The organism is Salinimicrobium sp. WS361 (assembly GCF_050750585.1).
Classification (GTDB): Bacteria; Bacteroidota; Bacteroidia; order Flavobacteriales; family Flavobacteriaceae; genus Salinimicrobium.
In genome coordinates this window covers 67,458-90,009 of record NZ_JBOJLM010000006.1, presented here as the reverse complement: position 1 = coordinate 90,009, position 22,552 = coordinate 67,458, and the positions used below count along the sequence as shown (strand labels likewise).

The window sequence follows — 22,552 nt, the reverse complement described above, 5'->3', positions numbered from 1 at the left end:
AGGTACAAATTATAAACTTCTGTCCCTTTCCCTTCTCTTTTCGTACTTGATATCTCTCAACAGAGAAGATTTGATTCCGATGAAAAAGTTCCACTGCTTGTAGACCCCGAAAGGTGTCCAGCTAAAGGTCATTCTCCAGCTCTCCAGGTCCCTCGCAAATCTCAATTGCGTATGGGTGAAGCCTGTGTTCACGAAATCATAACCCGATGAAGCTCCTACCGTCCATTTTGGTGAAAGTTCGACATCTCCCGAAAACATGAGGGAATGAGAGGAAATATCACTTTGCCTGGCATTGTTACTGTAATTGAGGGTATATGCAAGGCGCAGATCCCAGGGAATATTGAAGTTGTACCAGCTGTTCTCACTTTCTTCTTCCTCTTCTTCTTCGGCCATATCGGCTTCATGTTCGTCGTAAAAAGAACCATCTATGTCCATATCCTTTCCAAAAAGGTCATCTGGACGCCCGCCATTTCTGAAAGTCTGATTTTCGAGTCGGTTCACGTTCTCTTTTCCTCCTGAAAAATCGCGGCTGGAGAAGGAATATCCGAAGCTCATATTAGCATTGGTAAGCCTAAAGAGACTTCCGCCGTTTTGAATATTCAGCTTATCAATACGCCGGTTCTCATTATTCAGCGCATAAACATCCAGGTTAGCCCCAAAGTTAATGTCCAGTTTGTTTTGTATCACCGGAAGACTTCCGCGTACGCTAATAGGAGAGAGTTTAAGTGAATCCCCGGCTAAATTATATGAAGTACTTATGTTCAGGTTGTTAAGTAATTTGATCTTTCTGGGTTCGGCATCGGCTGAATCTTTTACCTTCGCCTCGAAAGTGTTGCTTAAAGAGAAGCCAATAGAGCTGGAAAATAGTTTTCCGGGAGGGCCGTATAAAGAACCCTGAAACCTCGAATACTCTACCAATCGTTCTTCACGACCTTCAGACTCCGGAATAATATAGGAGTCGTAATAATGGTCAAAACCCGGATTGATATTGTAGCTTATCGAAGGGCGCATTACGTGCCGAATTGCCTGATATTTTCCCTTTCCGCTAAAATTCTTTGTTCCGTAGATGGTTGTACCTATACTGGTATTAAAGTTATAGGTGCGAAATGAATCAAAGCCCCGCACGGTGTCAATGATCTCTCTTCTGGCTTCTTCATCATATGACCTGTCATATGTTCTGAAAACCCATGATTCGGTATAATTTGTTCCGGCGCTAACACTTAAATAATTGAATAATTTAAAGTTTGTGGTAAGCGGAATGGAATGCTGGGCCCCTAAAATGGCATCTTCGAACATCTCTGGTTTGAAGAAAAGAGAATCGGTGGTTTGAAACCTGTTTTCTCCTCTAAAGTTATACTGAAAATTTATGTTCTCAATAATACCTTTTTTGGCACCTACCTTTGGCTCGAAAGGGTAGACCCGGGCCATGCTCGCCTGCACTGTTGGCAGGGTCATGTTTATCTTTTCTGTATTGGTGTTCTGACTGTGAGTGGCAGCAATACTCAGGTTTATTTGTGGCTGAATATTAAAGGTCTTTGAGTAGGAGACCGAAGAACTCAGGGTATTCGTTAGCCTGTTTCCCGTGTTCATTTGATTGGTAGAAGCCTGGTAGTAATCGCTACTTCCAAGGTTTACAGATGCCGAGAATCTGGAAGATGGATTTGCCTTTGAATCCTGTGAATGATTCCACCGAAGGTTGTAAATGGTTGATTCAGAAAAATCGGGGAATCCTCTCTCACTGTTTATCAGTTTTTCATATCTAAAGCTAAGGTTTCCTCTAAACCTGTATCGCACGGCATAAGAAGATTCCATTCTTAATCCGTAACTCCCGTTGGTATAGTAATCACCCAACACGGTTAGATCGACGTAATCGCTTATGGCAAAGTAATACCCACCGTTTTGCAGGTAAAATCCGCGGTTGTTATCGTCCCCAAAAGATGGAATTATAAATCCGGAAGTTTGCTCGTCGGTCATAGGGAAATACCCGAAAGGTAAACCCAGGGGAGTGGGTACATCGGCGATGTACATGTTCACAAGGCCCGAAACGATTTTTTTATCAGGAACTAACTTGATCCTTCTGGCATAGAAATAATAATCGGGATTTTCTTCATTTGGGGAGGTGGTAAATTTTACATTTTTCATGTAGTACACCGAGTCATTCTCCCGTTTTGTGATCTCTCCCAGCACTTTAAATTCCCCTTGTTCGGTTCGGGAATTAAAGACAAGTGCTTTTTCCGAATCAAAGTTGAACCTGATAGAATCTGGTCGCACTACGCTCTGTGCTTGGGTAAATACCGGTTTTTGCGTGTAAACTCCTGCGGTATCAATAATTCCGTAGGCATAGACCTCGTTGGTCTCATTGTCGAGTACAATCCTTCCGGCGGTTATATTGATGTCGCCATAAGTTATTTCGGCATTATTATATAGGTATATCCTGTTTTCCCTCGGGCTAAGGCGCATGTAATCTTCGGCAGTATAAGTCACTCTGTCTGCCAGGATTTCTTTTTTAGGTTTAATGCTGTCCTTAGAGGTAAGCGTGATGACGGGAATAGGAGCTTCAATGCTTAAAGAGTCCATCATAGGCTGCACAGGCTCACGTTCAGCGGGAATGCGGATACCTTCATTCGTCTTGATTTCCTGCGCTGCAGATTTCGTGGCTAAAGAAAGCGTAAAAATACAGCAGGAAAGTATGTAAAGTATCTTTGTTCGCAATGGTACTTATGCTATTTTTGTATGGTGTGGCTCGTTTTTTGAAGTCTCAAAATTACATATATTTTTTAAGGTACCTTTTGAGTTATCGAAAAATAATAACCACCCCAATGAACCGTTATTTCCATATGAAAACGAATTTCTTTATCATTTTAATATTTTTTAGTGTCATTAATCCTGTTTTAGCTGCTTCGGAAGAAGTTGTTCCTCCGCGGGAAAAATTTGTGGTGGTCATAGATGCAGGCCATGGTGGTCATGATCCCGGCAACTCCTGGAATGGCTTCAGAGAAAAAGGAATTGCTTTGAATATAGCCCTTAAAGTGGGTGCCGAACTTGAAAAAATTCCGGATATCAAAGTAATCTACACCCGAAAGTCGGATGTTTTTGTAACTCTTGCCGGAAGGGCACAGATAGCAAATAAAGCTGAAGCTGACCTTTTTATCTCTATACATATGAATGGTCACAAATCTCAGGCCCAGGGCACCGAGACTTTTGTGCTTGGGCTTCACCGTAACCAGGATAACCTGGAAGTGGCCATGAGAGAGAACCAGGTAATCTTCCTGGAAGAAGATTACGAAATGACCTATGATGGCTTCAATCCTAATTCACCCGAATCGTACATTGGCCTTACTTTAATGCAGGAAGAATATCTGGACCAAAGTATTCTCCTGGCCGATTTGGTACAAAAGAATTTCACCAACATTAATAAGAGAGTGAACAGAGGTGTGAAACAGGCAGGTTTTCTTGTGTTAAGAGAGACATATATGCCAAGCGTTCTTATTGAAGCAGGTTTCCTGAGTAATAAAAGTGAGGGAACTTATCTAAATAGCGCTTCGGGCCAGGCAGCTATTGCTGAATCTATTGTGCGTGCGGTAAAAGATTATAAGAGCTCTATGAATCTCGAAATGCTGGACCATCTGGAAGCTAATCCTCCCGTAGAACTCACCCAGGAACCCGAAAAAGCGCCCTCAGATGTTTATGATGGTATTACCTTTCGCGTACAACTGGCAGCTACCGGTAAAAAGCTGGATCCCAGCCCCAGAAACTTCAAAGGTTTGGTGGAAATATCGAGAAACAAAGAAGGGAAATTGTTTAAATACTACTATGGAGGCACGTCAAGTTATTCACAGGTACAGGACCTGCATGCGAAGGCAAAACGCACGGGATATCCAGATAGTTATATAGTTGCCTTTCGGGGAGATGAAAAGATCAGCGTTAATGAGGCGTTAAAAACAAAAATGAAATAGACCTTCTTTACTATATAAATTTTATATTTGTCTCTCATCAAATAGGACAATCTTTGTGAAATATACTAAAGAGGTAAAAACCGCTCTTTTGGCTATTGTAGCCATTCTTCTATTCATTTTTGGGTATAGTTTTTTAAAAGGCAAAAACTGGTTTGATTCCAGCAGGACTTTTTATGCTGTTTACAACGACGTGGAGGGACTTTCGCCCTCATCTCCTGTAACCATCAATGGGCTTAAAGTAGGAAATGTAACCAATATTGGTTTCCTGGATACTTCAGGTAAACTTGTAGTTACTTTTCTGGTAGATAATTCTTTTCCTTTTTCTGAAAACAGTGTAGCCGAAATTTATGGGGGAGGACTCATAGGAGGCAAGTCTCTGGCTATTATCCCAAAATACGAAGAAGGTGAAATGGCGCAATCTGGTGACACGTTGCAAAGTGCGATAGAAGAAGGTTTACTGGAATTGGTAAATGAAAGGCTCACACCGCTTCAGGAAAAGATTGAAAAGGTAATTGTGAGCACAGATTCTTTAGTGAATTCTTTTAATGAAGTCATGAATCCCACAACCCGGGAAAATCTCAAGAACAGTATTGCAAACCTTAATGCTACTATTGCTTCGCTTAATAATTCGGCCCAGAGTGTAGAAGGTATCTTAAATACCAACTCTCCCAAGTTAAATCGCACCTTCACGAATTTAGACCATATGTCTACAAACCTGAGTAATTTTTCTGATACTCTTGTGGCATTTGACTTTAATAAAGTAACAGATGATATTGAATCAGCCGTGAGCAATTTCGAAACTGTTACCCATAAATTGAATTCGGGTGAAGGTACTGCCGGGAAGTTAATTAATGATCCTGCGGTCTTTAATAATCTTGAAAGAGCGACCAACCAATTAGATGAATTGATACAAGACGTGAAATTGAATCCTAAACGTTACGTACATTTTTCTATCTTTGGTAAAAACCCCGGTCCTTATTCGCCGCCGGAAGACTCATTAAAATAACTAACCATGCAGATCCTTGCACAAGTCGCTTTTATCCTTGCTCTGGCAATTGGGATAGGTGTTTTTATTCGCAATATCCGGAGGATGATCCGGAATATCAAAGTAGGTCGGGAGATCGACAGAACAGATAAACCTTCCAAAAGATGGGGAAAAATGGCCAAAATTGCCCTGGGGCAATACAAAATGGTGCGCAGGCCGGTTTCTGGGATCGTTCACGTGATCGTGTATGTAGGTTTTATTATTATCAATATTGAAGTCCTTGAAATTATCATTGACGGGATCTTTGGAACCCACAGGATCTTTTCCTTTGCCGGTACGCCGTACAGGTTTCTTATAGGAGCTTTTGAAATTCTTGCCTTGCTGGTACTGGTAGGGGTGATTATTTTCTGGATAAGAAGAAATGTTCTGAATATCTACAGGTTCAAAGCAAGGGAGCTTACCGAATGGCCAAAGAATGACGCTAACTACATTCTCTATTTTGAGATGGTACTCATGTCGCTCTTTCTAATCATGAATGCGGCTGATTATCAATTGCAGTTAAACCTGGCGCCTCATTACGCTATGGCAAACGGGGAGATCGCAGGAGCATTTCCCGTTAGTAGCTTTTTACTGCCACTCCTTGATGGTTTTAGTGATTCCACCCTTGTTTTGATCGAGAGAACAGCCTGGTGGTTGCACATACTTGGTATTCTTTTCTTCCTTAATTACTTATACTACTCTAAGCACCTTCATATTTTATTGGCCTTTCCAAACGTCTACTATTCTAAAATTAAGCCTAAAGCTGAATTTGATAATATAGATGCGGTTACTAAAGAAGTGCAGCTTATGATGGATCCTGATGCAGATCCTTTTGCGACTCCAGCCGAACCGGAAGGAGAAGAAGCAGGAGAACCCGAAAAATTTGGAGCATCAGATGTTTTTGACCTTAACAGGGTACAATTGCTGAACGCTTATACCTGTACCGAATGCGGCCGATGTACAGATCAATGTCCCGCTAATAATACTGGGAAATTGCTTTCTCCAAGAAAGATTATGATGGATACCCGCGATCGTTTGGAAGCAGTAGGGGAGAACATCAATAAGAATGGAAAATTTGTAGATGACGGTAAACAGCTTCTTGACGACCATATTCAAAGGGAAGAGATTTGGGCCTGTACTACGTGCCAAATGTGTATAGAAGCCTGTCCGGTAGGGATTGATCCACTTTCTATCATTGTTGAAATGAGAAGGTATCTTATGATGGAACAGAGTGCCGGACCTGCAGATTTAAATAATGCCCTTGGAAATATTGAAAATAACGGAGCGCCCTGGCCTTACAACCAAATGGACCGTTTAAACTGGGCAACAGAAAATTAAGTAATAAAATGGCCTTTTTGAGGCTGTAACAAAAAATATAATGGCAGAAAATATCAAAGTGCCAACCATGGCAGAGTATATGGCCGAAGGAAAACAACCCGAAGTCCTTTTTTGGGTAGGTTGCTCCGGAAGCTTTGACGACCGGGCTAAGAAAATCACCAAAGCTTTTGTAAGACTTCTGAACAGGGCAAATGTAGATTTTGCTGTTTTAGGAACTGAAGAAAGTTGTACTGGAGACCCTGCGAAACGTGCCGGAAATGAATTCCTTTACCAAATGCAGGCTGCCGGAAATATTGAAGTTTTGAACGGGTATGAGATTAAGAAGATCGTAACCACCTGTCCGCACTGCTTCAATATTATCAAAAACGAATATCCCGGCCTTGGCGGTAATTATGAAGTAATGCACCATACCACCTTTTTAAAGTCTTTGCTTGAAGAAGGCAGATTGACGGTTGAAGGCGGAAAATTTAAAGGTAAAAGAATCACTTTTCACGACCCGTGTTACCTGGGGCGTGGAAATGACATCTACGAAGCCCCGAGAGACTTGTTGAGAAAGCTTGAGGTTGAGCTGGTAGAGATGAAAAGATGTAAAAAAGACGCCATGTGCTGTGGTGCCGGCGGTGCACAAATGTTCAAGGAGCCCGAACCCGGTAAGGAAGATGTGAATGTTGCCCGTACCGAGCAGGCCATAGATGTAAAACCCGAAGTTATTGCTGCAGGATGTCCTTTCTGTAACACAATGATGACCGATGGGGTTAAGGCTAAGAATAGGGAGGATAATATCGCCGTTATGGACATTGCTGAAATGATTGCCTCTGCCGAAGACCTGTAGGGCAACGAAGTCTCAAAAATAAGGTGTTAAAAATGTCATTTTTAGCACCTTATTTTTTTATATATCTTTTTCCAGTCGCAACTGTATTTCCTCCGGATGCATGTTCTTCACTAAAACGAGAATGTCATCTTCCGTTAATCCTTCTTCAATATAATCACCCTGTTTGCCCTGTAAATAAGCGTATTTTTCAAGATTAGTCCGGTATTTAGGGGCAGGAAGTTGCTTGTCCTTGTCGCCGTAGCCTTTTAGATAAGCAATCACCGCCTCGTCGTCAGGTACTTTGACATCTCTTTGAAGATTGTATTGGTGCAAAATAGAAACAGCCTCGGTGAGCCCTCTAAAAAGCATTTCGTCGTATGTTTTTCCTCCCGATGCATAAATCGGCTGCGTATAATAGATTTCTATAGGTGCAGTAATGGTAAAGACATAAGATTCAACACAGTTGGTAAGTTCATCCCAAATGGCACCAACTTCCACATGTATTTGCTTTTCTTCTCGAAACCAGGCTGCCAGGTCGTGGAGCTGATAAGCTTCCGAAGAAAATCCCAGGTTTCTGGCTATTGTAAAAAGTTCCTTTTCCCTTTTTTTCATCTTGCAAAATTAGGTGAGTACACGTGGAGAAATTATGATTAAAATCAGCTCACAACCTTAGTGTTAGTTCGTTGTGAAATGATTTCTTTAAATACCTGGGAATAGGAGAATTTTAACCTTCTCAAATTGGATTCCCGACTCCAAATCTCTTATTTTTGTTTCTCTAAAAATTTCCAAATAATGTTTGTCCCATTTGATACCCTACCTGAAAGTTCCCGAGTTTGGATCTATCAGGCAAATCGCTCTTTTACAGAGGAAGAGCAAGCTGAAATTAAAGAAAAGCTTCAACAGTTTATAGAGCAGTGGACCGCCCACGGTGCCAACTTGCAAGCTTCTTTTGAAATGCGCTACAGGCGATTCATCATCCTGGGGCTCGATCAAAAAATGAATGCAGCTACCGGATGTTCCATAGATGATTCTGTACGGTTCATTCAGCAGCTGGAGAAAGACTACAATGTAGACCTTCTCGATAAGATGAATGTCTCTTATAAGCAGGGAGAGTTCGTGGCTTATAAAACCCTGACCGATTTCAGAAAAATGGCAAAAGACAAAGCTGTTTCTCCAAAAACGATCGTTTTTAATAACCTGGTAAATAACAAAGCCGAATATCTTTCAGATTGGGAAGTGCCTGCATCTGAGAGCTGGCACAAGCGCTTTCTTAATTAATGAGTTTTTGCAAGCCCAAACTTTCAGGCCTGTTTTTGGCCTTTATCCTTATTACCCAAATTTCCTATTCCCAAAGCCGGCCTTTAATTGCTGAAGATGTAGAGCAGCAGCGGCAATGGGTAGATAGCATTTATGATGCTATGTCGCTACAGGAAAAAGTGGGGCAGCTTTTCATGATCGATGTTTTTTCTTCAGACCCTGCATCAAAAATTGAAAAGGCAAAAGAACTGGTGGCCCAGCAGCATGTGGGTGGGGTCATCTTTTCAAAAGGAGGTCCAAAAAGGCAGGTAAAGGTTCAAAATGAACTTCAGGAGCTTTCCAAAATTCCGCTGCTTATAGGTATGGACGCCGAGTGGGGTCTGGCAATGCGTCTTGATTCTACCTATGCCTTTCCGTGGAATATGACTTTGGGTGCAATAAGAGATGAAAGTTTAATTACCGAAGTGGGTGCGAGTATTGCAAAACATTCTAAAAAACTGGGCGTTCATATGAATTTTGCCCCGGTAGTGGATATTAATACCAACCCCAAAAATCCTATTATTGGCAACAGGTCTTTTGGTGAGAATAAAAATAATGTTGCCAGTAAATCCATCGCTTTCATAAAAGGTATGCAAAGGGAAGGAGTGCTTGGTAGCGCCAAACATTTCCCCGGGCATGGAGATACAGAACGGGACTCCCATAAAACTTTACCCACCGTCGATTTTTCCCGCGACAGGATATTCAGGGAGGAACTGTTTCCTTATAGAAAGTTGATTTCTGAAGGACTTGGAAGTATCATGGTAGCTCATCTTAATGTTCCCAGCCTCGAGGAACGCTCTCAATTTCCTTCCAGTTTATCGCACAAAATAGTCACAGGAGTTCTAAAGGAAGAACTGGATTTTAACGGACTCATTATTACTGATGCGCTCAATATGAAAGGAGTGGCCGATTTTGATGAACCCGGTGAGATAGAACTGGCGGCTTTTTTAGCAGGAAACGATATTTTACTTTTTTCTGAAGATGTACCCAAAGCTTCAGAAATGATCATAGAAGCTTTTAATAAAGGATTAATTACCGAAGAGCGCCTGAAGCATTCGGTAAGGAAGATCCTTTTTGCCAAATACAAAGTTGGCCTTGATCACTATGAACCTGTAGATCCCACTTATATAGTTGAAGAGCTTAACAGTATTCGGAACGAGGTGCTTGCGCATAAGCTTTACGAAAATGCAATGACGGTTATCAAAAATGACCGGTCTCTCATCCCGCTACAAGATCTCGAAACCAGCAAAATTGCCTATGTTCATTTTGGAGAAGACCCCGGAAATGCCTTTTTTGAGCAGTTAAATCGTTACGCACAAGTAGATTCAGTTTCCGCAGAAAATCTGAACGAACTGCTAGACAAGCTGGAGTCGTATAATCAGGTGATTATTGGATATCATCAGTCTTCGGCTTCACCCTGGAGCGGATTTAAAATGAACGAGAAGCAGCAAACCTGGTTGTATGAAGTTGCGAGAAAGAACCGGGTGATCCTCAATGTTTTTACAAGTCCGTATGCTCTGCTTGATTTGCAAACCACGGGTAATTTTGAAGCCATACAGGTGGCTTATCAAAATACGGAACTCGCTCAACAAAAAGCAGCACAGGTGATCTTTGGAGCTATAGATGCTAAAGGGAAACTGCCGGTGAGTGCCGGAAACAATTTCCCTGTTGGCACCGGCTATAGAACAGGTACTCTTAATCGTCTTTCTTACGGCCTGCCCGAGCAGGTAGGAATGAATTCATATAAACTAAGAAAGATTGATGAACTTATAGAAAAGGCCATAGATGAAAAAATGACCCCCGGCTTACAGGTGCTTGTGGCGAGAAAGGGAAAAGTCATCTATGAAAGAAATGCAGGATACCACACATACGATAAGGAAATCCCGGTAAAAGCTTCAGACGTTTACGATCTTGCTTCCCTTACCAAGATACTTGCTACGCTTCCGCTTCTCATGGAACTTGTAGACAAGGACGAAATTGATCTCAATACAACTCTGGGGGAAATGTTGCCATACTTCCGCGGAAGCAATAAACAAGACATCACCATTCTCGACATGTTATCGCATTTTGCCAGGCTCAAGAGCTGGATTCCTTTTCATCGAATGACCATAGATGAAAAGACGAAACGACCCGATGTAAAATTTATTCGCACTGAGCAGGATAGGGGCTTCGGCATACAAATAGCCGAAAACATGTACGTGAGGAATGACATTAGAGATTCGGTTCTTAAAACTATCAAAGATAGCCCGCTCGAGAGACGAAAGGCTTATAAATACAGTGATCTTCCTTTTTATTTGCTGAAGTTTTATATGGAAGATATCTATGGTACCTCATTGGAATATCTTACTCAAGATCATTTTTACAGGTCTCTGGGAGCTCATAACACTACCTATTTACCCCTTCAAAAACTTCCAAAAGAACAAATTGTACCCACCGAAAATGACGGTTCGTGGAGAAATCAGCTCTTGCAGGGATACGTTCATGATGAAGGCGCTGCACTTTTGGGCGGAATTGGAGGACAGGCAGGACTGTATTCCAATGCTAATGATGTTGCCAAGATCATGCAGATGTACCTTAACGGTGGCCAGTATGGAGGGATAAATTACTTTGACCAAAAAACTGTAGATAAGTTCAATACGTGTTATTACTGTGACGACGATGTGCGAAGAGGAGTTGGTTTTGACAAACCCCAGTTAGGCGATTATGGCCCTACTTGTGGCTGTGTTTCAATGACCAGCTTTGGGCATAGCGGATTTACAGGAACTTTTACATGGGCAGACCCCGATGAAGAAATAGTTTACGTATTTTTAGCAAATCGAATTCATCCCTCTGTCCAGAACAATAAGTTGACAAGGGAGAGTATAAGGTCAAATATCCAGGAACTTATTTACGAAGCCATAGATCGTTAATACATGAAAATAGCCATTGTTTGTTACCCCACTTTTGGGGGAAGTGGTGTGGTAGCTACCGAATTGGGGATGGCGCTCTCCCGCAGAGGGCACGAGATCCATTTTATTACTTATAAGCAGCCGGTAAGGCTTGAACAGCTTTCTCATAATATACATTTTCATGAAGTTAATGTACCCGAATATCCTCTGTTTCACTATCAGCCTTACGAGCTTGCCTTAAGCAGCAAGTTGGTAGATATGGTGAAATTGCATAAAATTGAGGTGCTGCACGTACATTATGCCATACCTCATGCCTATGCAGGTTACATGGCAAAAAAGATGCTCGAGGAAGAAGGGATCTACCTGCCAATGGTCACCACCCTTCATGGAACCGATATTACGCTGGTGGGCAACCACCCTTTCTATAAACCGGCAGTTACGTTTAGTATTAATAGCAGCGATGTTGTTACTTCGGTATCTCAAAGCCTTAAGGCAGATACCCTGCGTCTTTTTAACGTAAAGCGCGAGATAGATGTAGTGCCAAATTTTATAGATACCACAAAATACACCCAGTCTATTAGTAACTGCCAGAGAAGTATGTTGGCTCAAAGTGATGAGAGGATCATTACCCACGTAAGTAACCTTAGAAAGGTAAAGCGGGTAAGGGATGTGATTATGATCTTTTATGAAATTCAGAAAAACCTTAAATCGAAGCTTATCATGGTAGGGCAGGGGCCAGAAAGAGAAATGGCTGAAGAACTGGTGCAGGATTTAGCACTGGAAGATAAGGTGTTATTCCTGGGAGAATCTCATGAGATTGACCAGGTATTGAGCTATTCCGATCTTTTTCTTTTGCCTTCAGAAAAAGAAAGCTTTGGGCTTGCCGCCCTTGAGGCTATGGTGAATGGGGTGCCGGTGATCTCCACCAATACCGGAGGTCTGCCCGAAGTTAACAAGCAGGGTTTTTCGGGGTATTTAAGTGATGTGGGAGAGATCTCAGAGATGGCAGCCAATGCTATTCACATACTTCAAGATGATGCCACCCTTAAAATGTTCAAGGAAAATGCACGTAAACAGGCATTTATTTTCGATGTGTATTCGGTTGTTCCTCTCTATGAAAACCTTTATCAAAAAGCTTTAGATATTACTCAAAAAGAAAAGGCTCCCAAAAATTAATTTTGGGAGCCTTTTGTAAATCCGAAAGGATTATTAGAACTGATATCTGATACCCAAAGCTATATCAAACCCAAGGTCATCACCATAATAATTGACTAAACCAACTTCTGGTCTAAAGTCAAGAGATAACAGGAGTGGAAAGTCAAAATCGTATTCAACTCCAATGTTTCCTGCTGCAGTAACAAAAAGACCGTCATCATCATCATGATCGTGGTCATTAACATCAACAGAACCAACACCTGCTCCAACACCGGCATACCAGTTAAATCCTCCTTCGATATTCCAAAGCCATTGATATATTCCCGTAAGGCGAAAAGCATCGTATTCTCCACGGCTGCTCCAACCAAGATCCAGTTCAAGTCGGTTGTTTTCTGACAATCCGTGCTGGTACGAAATTTCAGTTCCAACTCCATTGTTGTCTCCTAAACGTAAACCCAAAGCATGATCTGCAATATTTTGTGCTTGTGAAGAAAGGCTAAAACCAAAAATACATAAGGTTAGTAAAACGATTTTTTTCATATCTTTTCATTTAATTTGTTCCTACAAAATTAGACTATCTGATATATCGATTACCCCTCACTTCCGCTAATTAAATGTTAATGTTAATAAAGGCCTGTTAATCAGTCTGCCATAACCTGTTACTGCTCCCCTATGAATCAAAAACTACAAAAACTTGACCAAGACCTGCAAGGTGAACTCTTCTATGATGCCCTGTGGCGAAGAATTTTTGCAACAGATGCTTCTGTTTATCGCACCATTCCTCTCGCTGTAGCCTATCCAAAAAATCTGGAAGACATAAAGCAGCTTATTTCTTTTGCGAATGAAAACAATACGTCGCTCATTCCGCGTACAGCCGGTACTTCCCTTGCCGGGCAGTGTGTAGGGGAAGGTATTGTAGTTGATGTCTCGAAATATTTCACTTCCATTCTTGAACTTGATACAGATAAGAAAACTGTTAAAGTTCAGCCGGGAGTCATTCGAGATGACCTTAACAGGTACCTGCAGGCTCACAAGCTGTTTTTCGGCCCAAATACTTCTACTTCAAACCGTTGTATGATAGGTGGAATGGTTGGTAATAATTCCAGCGGAACCACTTCGATCAAATATGGAACCACTCGCGAAAAGGTTGTGGAAATGAAAGTGCTGCTCAGCGATGGCTCAGAAGCTTTTTTTTCTGAAATTTCTTCGGAAGAATTCCGCAATAAAATGGAGTTGGATTCCATGGAAGGCGAAATCTACCGGAAACTTTATGAAGAGCTTAAGCCTGAAGCTGTGCGTGAACAAATTATAGCAGGCTTTCCAAAACCAGAGATCCATCGCCGTAACACTGGTTATGCAGTAGATGAGCTTCTGACAGCTGAAGTTTTGGGAGGAAGTGAAGATAAGATCAATATTTGTAAGCTATTGAGCGGCAGTGAAGGTACTTTGGCTTTTACTACTGAAATTACTCTGCAGCTCGATGCACTGCCACCGGTAAATGCTGTAATGATCGCTGCACATTTTGAGTCATTGGAAAAGTGCCTGCAGGCGGTTGTTCCGGCAATGCAGCATTCGCTGTTCACCTGTGAGATGATGGATAAGGTGATCCTGGACTGTACCAAAAACAGTCTTAAATATCGGGAAAATCGTTTTTTTATAGAAGGTGACCCTGCAGCTATCCTCATGCTCGAAATAAGATCATCTTCAGAAGAAGAATTAACAAACCGTACTGCCGAACTCCTAAAAACCCTCACAGATTCCGGACTTGCCTATGCACTTCCGGTACTTCGGAATGAAACCATAGATCTTGCGCTGGAATTGAGGAAAGCAGGACTGGGGCTTCTCGGAAATATTGTAGGCGACCGTAAAGCCGTGGCTTGTATAGAAGATACAGCTGTGGCGGTAGAAGATCTCGCTGCATATATTTCAGAATTTTCCCAATTAATGCTCAACTACGGGCAGGATGCGGTGTACTATGCTCATGCCGGCGCAGGGGAACTGCACTTAAGACCTATCCTTAACCTTAAAAAGGAAGATGATGTGGTGCTCTTTAGAAAAATTACTGAAGAAGTGGCTGCCCTTGTTAAAAAATACGGGGGTTCTATGAGTGGGGAACACGGTGATGGCAGGGTACGGGCCGAGTTTATACAGCTCATGATAGGAGAAGAGAATTACAACCTCTTAAAAAGGGTAAAAAATATCTTCGATCCAAATAACATATTTAATCCGGGGAAAATTATTGACGCTCCTCCAATGGACGAGAGCCTAAGGTACGTGCCGGGTAGAAAAGAGCCCGAAATCGAAACAATTATGGATTTCTCCGATTCTCTCGGAATTCTAAGAGGGGCCGAAAATTGTAACGGGAGTGGCGACTGCCGCAAACCTGCCGAAGCAGGAGGCGTAATGTGCCCCAGTTACCGTGCCACCCGCAATGAAAAAGATACCACCAGGGCCCGTGCCAATGCTTTGAGGGAATTTTTGACAAATTCTGATAAACAAAATAAGTTTGATCATGAAGAGTTAAAGGAAGTTCTTGACCTGTGCATTAGCTGTAAAGGCTGTAAAAGTGAATGTCCTTCTAATGTTGATATGGCCGCTTATAAGGCAGAGTTTCAGTATCAATACAACAGTACCAACGGCAGTTCGCTCCGTTCAAAAGCTTTTGCATTCAACGCTGCCCTCAACAAAAAGACCTGGCGATTTTCCCCTTTTTCGAACCTTATGTTTTCAAATGCGCTTACAGGGGGTCTTATAAAGAAATCAATGGGTATTGCGCCACACCGACGTTTGCCTGCTCTTTCCCAGCAAACCCTTTCTTCTTATTATAAAAAGAATGAGAGAAAGCTTACCACGCCTATTAAAACCGTTTATCTCTTTAACGATGAATTTACCAATTATCTTGATTCTGAAGTTGGTGTGGCTGCAATAAAGCTGCTTGAAGGGCTCAACTATGAGGTGAAAATTGTAAAACATCCTGAAAGTGGACGTGGATTTATTTCAAAAGGCTTTTTAAAGGAAGCTAAAGAAGTAGCCAATAAAAACGTTTCAATTTTCAAGGATATTATTTCTGAAGAGCGTCCGTTGCTCGGGCTGGAACCTTCAGCAATATTGAGCTTTAGGGATGAATATTTGAGGCTGGCCGATGATAAGGAGGCTGCCATGAAAGTATCCAAAAATGCCTTTTTACTCGAAGAGTTTTTTAAGAAAGAAGTTATCGCTGGAAATATTACTGCCGATTCCTTTTCTTCGGAAAAGAAACGGATCAAGTTACATGGGCATTGCCACCAGAAAGCTTTGGCGGGTGTAGAGAATACTTTTGTGATGCTCAACCTTCCGAAGAATTTTGAAGTAACCGTGATCCCTTCAGGTTGTTGTGGTATGGCAGGTTCTTTTGGTTATGAAAAAGAGCATTATGAGGTAAGTATGCAGATTGGTGAACAAACGCTGTTCCCTGCAGTGCGAAAAGCTTCCGCAGAGACAGTTATTGCTGCTCCGGGAACCAGCTGCCGACATCAAATCTACGACGGAACCGGCAAAAAAGCCCTTCATCCTGTAGTGATTATGGCCGCGGCTCTTAAATAACATTTTTAAATCTTGGCTTAAAAAATTACATTTGCTCAAAATCACCTTCAATGGCCGGAAATTCCTTTGGAAATCTATTTAAACTTGTCACTTTTGGGGAATCACATGGCCAGGCTATCGGCGGAGTGATTGACGGTTGTCCCGCCGGTCTCCCTATTGACACCGAACAGGTACAGCAGGAGTTGGCCAGGCGTAGACCCGGGCAATCTTCTATCGTAACCCAGCGCAAAGAACCCGATACGGTAAAATTCCTCTCGGGGATTTTTGAGGGGAATACAACGGGTACGCCTATTGGCTTTATCATCGAAAATGCCAACCAGAAGTCAAATGACTATTCGCATATTAAAGATGTGTATCGTCCTTCTCATGCCGATTATACTTACGATCAAAAATACGGCAACAGGGATTACAGGGGTGGTGGAAGATCATCGGCCCGCGAGACTGCCTGTAGGGTAGCGGCCGGAGCGATTGCAAAACAATTGATGAAAGACGTTACCTTCACCGCTTATACTTCTGCGGTAGGAGATATTAAGCTTCAGAAGAAATTTGAGGAGCTGGATCTTTCCGAAATAGAAAAGAATCCGGTGCGATGTCCCGATCCTGCAACTGCCGAAGAAATGGAAACTTTCATTAAGCAAATTCGGTCGCAGGGAGACACTGTGGGTGGAGTAGTGGAATGCGTGATTTCTAATGTTCCCGTTGGGCTTGGAGAACCTGTCTTTGATAAACTTCATGCCGCTTTGGGTGGAGCTATGCTTTCCATAAATGCCGTTAAAGGATTTGAATATGGAAGCGGCTTTGCAGGTGCGTCTATGAAAGGCAGTGAGCACAACGATCATTTTCGAACCGATGGCTCTACGATTACCAACTATAGCGGAGGAATCCAGGGAGGTATTTCTAACGGTATGGATATAACTTTTCGGGTTGCCTTTAAACCCGTAGCTACCCTTATGCAAAAGCAAAAGACCATAAATGCTGAAGGGCAGGAGGTAGAAATGCAGGGCAAGGGCAGGCATGACCCATGTGTGGTGCCGCGGGCAATTCCTATTGTAGAGGCAATGGCGGCTCTGGTTCTCGCCGATTTTTATTTGTTGAACAAAACGTCAAAAATATAATTTCAGAGATACTTTAGTATGAAAAAATTAGCGCTGCACTGGCAGATCTTACTGGGAATGGCCGCCGGGGTGATTTTCGCCCTTCTAATGACCAATTTTTCCTGGGGAGCCGAATTTATTAGTGACTGGATCAAACCTTTCGGAAATATTTTCATCAATGCCTTAAAATTAATTGCAGTGCCTCTTATTTTGGCGTCCCTTATTAAAGGGATCTCCGATTTAAAAGATATCTCGAAGTTGTCGAAAATGGGAACCCGTACTATTCTCATTTATGTAGCAACTACGGTGATTGCAGTAACAATAGGTCTGGTGATGGTCAACGTCATTCAGCCCGGTGCAGCAATTGCCGAAAGTACCCGAAATGACCTCATTACGAGTTATGAAGGTGATGCCAATGTGCGCATTGCCGATGCCCAAAGACAAAAGGATGCGGGGCCTTTACAGGCACTTGAAGATCTTGTTCCCGGGAATATATTTGCTGCAGCCAGTGACAACGGGAATATGTTACAGGTTATCTTTTTTGCGATCTTCTTTGGAATTGGTCTCATCTTAATACCCGAAGAAACAGCGAAGCCCGTAAAAGCCTTTTTTGACGGGTTTAATGAAGTAATTCTCAAATTAATTGACCTTATCATGCTGGCTGCGCCGTATGGAGTTTTTGCTCTTCTGGCTGCTCTGGTGGTAGAGTCACCCAGTTCCGATCTTTTTGCAGCGCTGGCCATGTATGCCATTACAGTGCTGGTAGGGCTTGCTTTAATGATTGGGGTTTATATGATGTTGGTCTGGATCTTTACCGGGCGTACCCCGTCTTTCTTTGAAAACGGGATTGCCCCGGCACAGCTTTTAGCTTTTTCTACAAGTTCAAGTGCGGCGACCCTCCCTGTAACTATGGAGAGGACCGAAGAACACCTGGGCGTGCACGAAGAGGTGACAAGTTTTGTGCTACCAATTGGAGCTACAATAAACATGGATGGAACCAGTTTATACCAGGCCGTGGCGGCAGTTTTTATTGCCCAGGCTTTTGGTATGGATCTTTCTATTGGTGCGCAACTGGGAATTATTGCCACTGCCACCCTGGCGTCCATTGGTTCGGCGGCAGTACCGGGTGCGGGAATGGTGATGCTGGTTATTGTACTTGCCCAGGCCGGGATCCCCGAAGCGGGTCTTGCTCTCATTTTTGCTGTAGACAGGCCTTTAGATATGTGCCGTACTATGGTGAATGTTACAGGAGATGCTGCTGTTTCTATGATGGTAGCAAAATCTGTAGATAAACTGGGAGAACCGCATGAAAGAAAGTGGGATGATAACCTTCCAAAAAAGGAAAAGATCTCCAAAGAAAAATAGGGATTTTTTATCCTGTAGTTCGTCATTTTTTCACACATAAAGCTTGCGAGGCTTACAGGAATTTCTTGTATTTGCGCGGGATTAATTTTTAACCTGAATTTGTTCAGTAATGACCGATAAAACCCGCAGCTACTACAAAACGCTTCTGCAAATTGACCAGAATCTCGACCGCCTTGTTCGGGAGATAGACGTACTCAATTATTTGAATCCGCTGAATATTGAGCAGGAAAAAAAGCGCTTTTTTGGTTCCAAATTTTCAGAAGATCCGGTTTTCAAATACAGGAAACTCAAGTTTGATCCCTATACGCTACAACGGCAATTATTCAGCCAAAGGCTGGAAGACATTCCCGATGAAGATATTTACAAACTTTACTACGATGCCGTTTATGAATATTCTGGTTTGGTGCAGTGTGTTGCTACCGTGGGTAAAGAAAAAAAGTTCTTTTACAATTCGCTGCGGGTATTTGGAACCCCCACAGAGAAGGATGTCAAAAATGCGAAATTCATCCTTCATTTTCACAAAGAGGAAGACGCCGAAGAAATGGTGCCCCGTTATAATGCCGATCAGGCACAGGCTTATTTTCAGGCTTTTGGGGAAAGATATCCTTTTAAATTCCGGATAAGACAGAGTAATAGCATCACGGGAGCAGCCATGGCATTAAATTCGGGTGAACTTGTGGTCAAGAAGAACAGGAAATTCAGTGACAATGACCTGAAAGTTCTTTCAAATCACGAGATCTCTGTAAACATGCTCACTACCTTTAACGGATTAGACCAAACCCTGAGGATCTTTTCACACGGCTTCGCCAATAATCATCCTACCCAGGCCGGACTCGGAATTTTTAGCGAATATATGAGCGACAGCCTAAGTCTAAAAAGGGTAAAGGAACTGGCTTACCGGGTACTTGCTGCCGATAGCCTCATAAAAGGCTACAGCTTTAGTGATACCTTTGATCTCTTGTACAGCCAGTACAAGCTTGACCGCGAAACTTCCTGGTTGATTTCCCTAAGAGCACACCGCGGTGGCGGATTTACCAAAGATTATCAATACCTGCCCGGCCTTAAAAAGGTCTATGACTATTATGCTTCTGAAAAGGACATGGGGCTACTGCTTACCGGTAAGGTGGCTCTTGAAGATGCCGAACTCATCGAAAAGCTTCAGCAAAAAGAACTGGCTAAAAAGAACACCCACTTTCCTCATTCTTTTCAGGAGAACAGGAACACCAATGACAAGCTCAAATTCCTACTAAGCAACCTTAAATAAGTGATCACTGGTCAGTACTCGGTGATCAGTTGACTTGCCTGAATATGGTTACATTTTTCAGGCTAATGATCATTTCCGGATTTTGTACTGCAATAAATTATAGTACTCAACGCTTCGGCCCAAGTCCATTATTCAGCTTTGAACGTGGAACTTTACCTTGAATCTTTAAAGTCTATTTCAGGAATAAAGCCTGTAGCTCTGGGGTGGGCACCATACAAGTGTCCTTCTTTCCAAACCAGCTGTACCTGTTATTGGCAACAAAGCTATATACGCCATCTCTAAGACCTTCGGGTAGAGACTTAAAATACTTTAGCCAGGAATATCCTTTTAAATGTCGGGCGATCTCGATTGCGGCGGTCGATTTGTGATAATATGCCACACCGGGTTCGATAAGGATCACCGAATCCAGGTTTTCTGTATCTATTCCTTTTTCATTAATGATTTGACGGCCCACATCACTTTGGAGGGGTGCAAATCGAAATACGTGATTTACATCATTCTTAATGATCGTTTGTACCGTTTTGTTGCAAAGATTACAAACACCATCAAAAAGGATGATCTTCTTGTTTTCAGGGAAATTTACCATAATTTTTCTTTTTCTATTTTTTTCGTTGCACAAGCTCCAACTGGTCTACAGAAACCGAAGTAGTGAAAATGCCATAGTTCACTTTAGCATTTCCTTTTTCAATACTGTCAATGCTTCCAACGGCTTTTCCGTCTTGCATACGCACTCTGTCACCTACTTTTAAAACCGGTTTTGGCTTTGCAATTTCTTCTTTAATATCTTTTTCCTGCTTTTCTTTTTTCTTTTTTCTAATTTCTTCGACCTTCTTTTCAGCTTCCTGCATCACCTTCTTTTCTTTCGCTTTTTCCACCTTTTTTTCTTTAGGTGAAACTTTTTTTCGCTTGGAATTTTCCACTTCTATGATCTTCAGAAATTCAGCAATAAGCTCTTTTTTCTTTTTATTCTGAAAATACTTTTCGCCCAGTTCATTGATCTTGTTACCTAAATAAATTAAACGCTGATTGCTGTCGTACAACTCCTGAAAATTCTCCAGTTTCTGTTGAATTCGGGCGTTAGTTTCTTCCAGCTTTTTCTTTTCAGATTCTGTTTTTTGTTCTTTGGTCTTTAAGGCTGTAGTTGTCTTCGAAAGTTTTGATCGTTCCTTCTGAAGGTCGGCAATACTTTTATCAAACCTAATTTTTCCCCGTTCTACCTTCTTTTTTGACCGGTTGATAAGGCTGTAGGGAATTCCGTTCTTCTGGGCTACCTCAAAGGTGAAGGAGCTTCCAGCTTCCCCCATGTGCAGCTTGTAAAGCGGTTCTAGTGTTCTCGCATCAAACAGCATGTTTGCATTAATAACATGCGGCAGCTCATTGGCCAGCATCTTTAAGTTGGCATAGTGGGTAGTGAGAATTCCAAAAGCTTCTTTCTCATAGAAAACCTCCAGGAAAGTTTCAGCCAAAGCCCCTCCCAGTTCCGGGTCACTTCCTGTACCAAATTCATCTATCAGGAAAAGCGTCTTATCATCTACTTTCTTCAGAAAGTAATTCATGTTCTTTAAGCGGTAGCTATAGGTGCTCAGGTGGTTTTCAATACTTTGATTGTCACCAATATCTGTCAGTATTCTGTCGAAAAAGCACATCCTGCTGTATTCGTGTACCGGAATAAGCAAACCACTTTGCACCATGAGCTGTAAAAGCCCCATGGTTTTGAGCGTGATACTTTTTCCACCGGCATTGGGACCGGAAATTACGATGATGCGTTTATCACTGCTTAACTCAATGGTCTGAGGATAGGTCTTTTTATTCTGCTTCCTGTTGGTGAGCAAAAGCAGCGGGTGATAAGCATCTATCAATTCTATTTCACGATCCCGGGAGATCTTGGGCATTACGGCATTCATATCCATCCCGTATTTCGCCTTGGCAGCAATGACATCTATATTGCTGAGAAATTCCTGGTAGTCTATCAGTAAACTGCGATAAGGTCTTACAAAGCCTGTCAGCTCCTTCAGGATCTTCTTTATTTCTTCCTTTTCTTCATACTCCAGGTTGTTCAGCTCTCGGGTGTAGTTATAGGTAGTTTCGGGCTGGATGTATACAATACTACCGGTTTTAGAATTCCCTAAAATTCCGCCTTTAACCTTTCGCCTGTGCATGGCAGAAACTGCAAGCACTCTTATATTATCTACTACGGTCTCGCGTATGTCATCAAGATAACCCAGGTTGTTGTAGTGGGTAAGAGCACTCCCAAAGCTGGAGTTAATTTGCCCTTTTACATGCCCAATCTTTCTGCGTGTTTCCTGAAGCAGGGGAGAAGCGTCATCTTTTACCTCTCCAAAACGATCAATCACCTGATTGATTCTTTCAATGATGAGCGGAGTATACTCTACTTCTGAAGCAGTCTCATGAAGACAGGGGTACAGCTGCTCAAATTTCTTAAAAAACCGAATGAGAGTATTTGAGGTTTCTGAAATTGATCCTATCTTCCTGAAACTCGATGCTTCCAGGCGGGTCTCTTCAATGCCCAGGAATTTTATTTCCTGGTCTATAGCATCAAAGCCATGATTGGGAATACGACTTTCCTGCTGGTACGAAGACACATATTCATTTGTTTTTCGAAGTGCAAAAATGGTTTCTTTGTAACTTGAAAAAGGAGCTATTTCGAGAGCTTTATTCTTACCGGGACCTGTGACCGTATACCTACTAACCTGCTGGCAAATTGTTGGAAATTCAAGGTCCTGAAGAGTCTTGGCTGTAATTTTAATCATAGAAAATT

Annotated in this window: 16 protein-coding genes; 11 read left to right on the top strand and 5 right to left on the bottom strand. The window is 42.2% G+C overall.

Annotation, left to right across the window (positions count from 1 at the left end; translation table 11 throughout):
• Positions 1-9: 9 nt before the first annotated feature.
• Positions 10-2,712, bottom strand: coding sequence for a putative LPS assembly protein LptD (locus ACQ93I_RS07805; protein WP_431697964.1), 2,703 nt, complete (start codon positions 2,710-2,712; stop codon positions 10-12).
• Between the two features lie 125 nt (positions 2,713-2,837).
• Between ACQ93I_RS07805 and ACQ93I_RS07800 the strand changes: the two genes are divergently transcribed.
• The 4 genes from ACQ93I_RS07800 to ACQ93I_RS07785 are packed head-to-tail and all read left to right on the top strand — an operon-like array spanning position 2,838 to position 7,150.
• Positions 2,838-3,956 carry an N-acetylmuramoyl-L-alanine amidase family protein gene (locus tag ACQ93I_RS07800; protein WP_431697963.1) on the top strand — a complete coding sequence of 373 codons (1,119 nt, stop codon included), beginning with the start codon at positions 2,838-2,840 and terminating at the stop codon, positions 3,954-3,956.
• Between the two features lie 55 nt (positions 3,957-4,011).
• Positions 4,012-4,962, top strand: a complete 951-nt coding sequence (locus ACQ93I_RS07795) for an MlaD family protein (RefSeq protein WP_431697961.1) — start codon at positions 4,012-4,014, stop codon at positions 4,960-4,962.
• A gap of 6 nt (positions 4,963-4,968) precedes the next feature.
• The gene (locus tag ACQ93I_RS07790) at positions 4,969-6,318 is read left to right on the top strand and encodes a 4Fe-4S dicluster domain-containing protein (protein WP_431697960.1); all 1,350 of its coding nucleotides are present in this window, start codon (positions 4,969-4,971) and stop codon (positions 6,316-6,318) included.
• Between the two features lie 40 nt (positions 6,319-6,358).
• Positions 6,359-7,150, top strand: a complete 792-nt coding sequence (locus tag ACQ93I_RS07785; RefSeq protein ID WP_431697959.1) for a (Fe-S)-binding protein — start codon at positions 6,359-6,361, stop codon at positions 7,148-7,150.
• A gap of 57 nt (positions 7,151-7,207) precedes the next feature.
• Here the strand turns inward: ACQ93I_RS07785 and ACQ93I_RS07780 are convergent, their stop codons facing one another.
• Positions 7,208-7,741 (bottom strand): hypothetical protein, encoded by a 534-nt coding sequence (locus tag ACQ93I_RS07780; protein ID WP_431697957.1) that lies wholly within the window; start codon positions 7,739-7,741, stop codon positions 7,208-7,210.
• Between the two features lie 180 nt (positions 7,742-7,921).
• Between ACQ93I_RS07780 and ACQ93I_RS07775 the strand changes: the two genes are divergently transcribed.
• Genes ACQ93I_RS07775 through bshA form a run of 3 tightly spaced genes read left to right on the top strand, consistent with a single transcriptional unit; the run spans position 7,922 to position 12,489 of the window.
• Positions 7,922-8,407: an ABC transporter ATPase gene (locus ACQ93I_RS07775; RefSeq protein ID WP_431697956.1), complete on the top strand. Its 486-nt coding sequence runs from the start codon at positions 7,922-7,924 to the stop codon at positions 8,405-8,407.
• Positions 8,407-11,334, top strand: coding sequence for a glycoside hydrolase family 3 N-terminal domain-containing protein (locus ACQ93I_RS07770; RefSeq protein WP_431697955.1), 2,928 nt, complete (start codon positions 8,407-8,409; stop codon positions 11,332-11,334). The genes ACQ93I_RS07775 and ACQ93I_RS07770 overlap by 1 nt, the downstream gene beginning before the upstream one ends.
• Before the next feature lie 3 nt (positions 11,335-11,337).
• Positions 11,338-12,489 (top strand): N-acetyl-alpha-D-glucosaminyl L-malate synthase BshA, encoded by a 1,152-nt coding sequence (bshA, locus tag ACQ93I_RS07765; protein ID WP_431697954.1) that lies wholly within the window; start codon positions 11,338-11,340, stop codon positions 12,487-12,489.
• A gap of 33 nt (positions 12,490-12,522) precedes the next feature.
• Here bshA and ACQ93I_RS07760 read toward each other — a convergent pair whose 3' ends face one another.
• A complete protein-coding gene (locus ACQ93I_RS07760) occupies positions 12,523-13,008 on the bottom strand; it encodes a hypothetical protein (protein WP_431697953.1) in 486 nt (161 codons plus the stop codon).
• A 132-nt stretch (positions 13,009-13,140) separates the two neighbouring features.
• On the opposite strand from ACQ93I_RS07760, the gene ACQ93I_RS07755 reads away from it, so the two are divergent.
• The 4 genes from ACQ93I_RS07755 (at position 13,141) to ACQ93I_RS07740 (ending at position 19,773) form a co-directional block, all read left to right on the top strand.
• Positions 13,141-16,050: an FAD-binding and (Fe-S)-binding domain-containing protein gene (locus ACQ93I_RS07755; RefSeq protein WP_431697952.1), complete on the top strand. Its 2,910-nt coding sequence runs from the start codon at positions 13,141-13,143 to the stop codon at positions 16,048-16,050.
• 50 nt (positions 16,051-16,100) lie between these two features.
• On the top strand, positions 16,101-17,165 hold the full coding sequence (gene aroC / locus ACQ93I_RS07750) for a chorismate synthase (RefSeq protein ID WP_431697951.1): 1,065 nt from the start codon (positions 16,101-16,103) through the stop codon (positions 17,163-17,165).
• An 18-nt stretch (positions 17,166-17,183) separates the two neighbouring features.
• Entirely contained in the window at positions 17,184-18,509 is a 1,326-nt protein-coding gene (locus ACQ93I_RS07745) for a dicarboxylate/amino acid:cation symporter (protein ID WP_431697949.1), read from the top strand.
• Positions 18,510-18,618: 109 nt separating this feature from the next.
• Positions 18,619-19,773, top strand: coding sequence for a flavohemoglobin expression-modulating QEGLA motif protein (locus ACQ93I_RS07740; RefSeq protein WP_431697948.1), 1,155 nt, complete (start codon positions 18,619-18,621; stop codon positions 19,771-19,773).
• Between the two features lie 172 nt (positions 19,774-19,945).
• Here the strand turns inward: ACQ93I_RS07740 and ACQ93I_RS07735 are convergent, their stop codons facing one another.
• Both ACQ93I_RS07735 and ACQ93I_RS07730 read right to left on the bottom strand, forming a co-directional pair.
• Complete coding sequence (locus ACQ93I_RS07735; protein ID WP_431697946.1) at positions 19,946-20,359, bottom strand: thiol-disulfide oxidoreductase DCC family protein; 414 nt, start codon at positions 20,357-20,359, stop codon at positions 19,946-19,948.
• 13 nt (positions 20,360-20,372) lie between these two features.
• Positions 20,373-22,544 (bottom strand): endonuclease MutS2, encoded by a 2,172-nt coding sequence (locus tag ACQ93I_RS07730; protein WP_431697945.1) that lies wholly within the window; start codon positions 22,542-22,544, stop codon positions 20,373-20,375.
• Positions 22,545-22,552: the final 8 nt, after the last annotated feature.

Excerpts from the sequence above, each read along its gene's own strand:
- ACQ93I_RS07800 (WP_431697963.1), top strand. The coding sequence starts at position 2,838 with ATGAAAACGAATTTCTTTATCATTTTAATATTTTTTAGTGTCATTAAT.
- ACQ93I_RS07790 (WP_431697960.1), top strand. The coding sequence starts at position 4,969 with ATGCAGATCCTTGCACAAGTCGCTTTTATCCTTGCTCTGGCAATTGGG.
- ACQ93I_RS07785 (WP_431697959.1), top strand. The coding sequence starts at position 6,359 with ATGGCAGAAAATATCAAAGTGCCAACCATGGCAGAGTATATGGCCGAA.
- ACQ93I_RS07780 (WP_431697957.1), bottom strand. The coding sequence starts at position 7,741 with ATGAAAAAAAGGGAAAAGGAACTTTTTACAATAGCCAGAAACCTGGGA.
- ACQ93I_RS07775 (WP_431697956.1), top strand. The coding sequence starts at position 7,922 with ATGTTTGTCCCATTTGATACCCTACCTGAAAGTTCCCGAGTTTGGATC.
- ACQ93I_RS07770 (WP_431697955.1), top strand. The coding sequence starts at position 8,407 with ATGAGTTTTTGCAAGCCCAAACTTTCAGGCCTGTTTTTGGCCTTTATC.
- bshA (WP_431697954.1), top strand. The coding sequence starts at position 11,338 with ATGAAAATAGCCATTGTTTGTTACCCCACTTTTGGGGGAAGTGGTGTG.
- ACQ93I_RS07760 (WP_431697953.1), bottom strand. The coding sequence starts at position 13,008 with ATGAAAAAAATCGTTTTACTAACCTTATGTATTTTTGGTTTTAGCCTT.
- ACQ93I_RS07755 (WP_431697952.1), top strand. The coding sequence starts at position 13,141 with ATGAATCAAAAACTACAAAAACTTGACCAAGACCTGCAAGGTGAACTC.
- aroC (WP_431697951.1), top strand. The coding sequence starts at position 16,101 with ATGGCCGGAAATTCCTTTGGAAATCTATTTAAACTTGTCACTTTTGGG.
- ACQ93I_RS07745 (WP_431697949.1), top strand. The coding sequence starts at position 17,184 with ATGAAAAAATTAGCGCTGCACTGGCAGATCTTACTGGGAATGGCCGCC.
- ACQ93I_RS07740 (WP_431697948.1), top strand. The coding sequence starts at position 18,619 with ATGACCGATAAAACCCGCAGCTACTACAAAACGCTTCTGCAAATTGAC.
- ACQ93I_RS07735 (WP_431697946.1), bottom strand. The coding sequence starts at position 20,359 with ATGGTAAATTTCCCTGAAAACAAGAAGATCATCCTTTTTGATGGTGTT.
- ACQ93I_RS07730 (WP_431697945.1), bottom strand. The coding sequence starts at position 22,544 with ATGATTAAAATTACAGCCAAGACTCTTCAGGACCTTGAATTTCCAACA.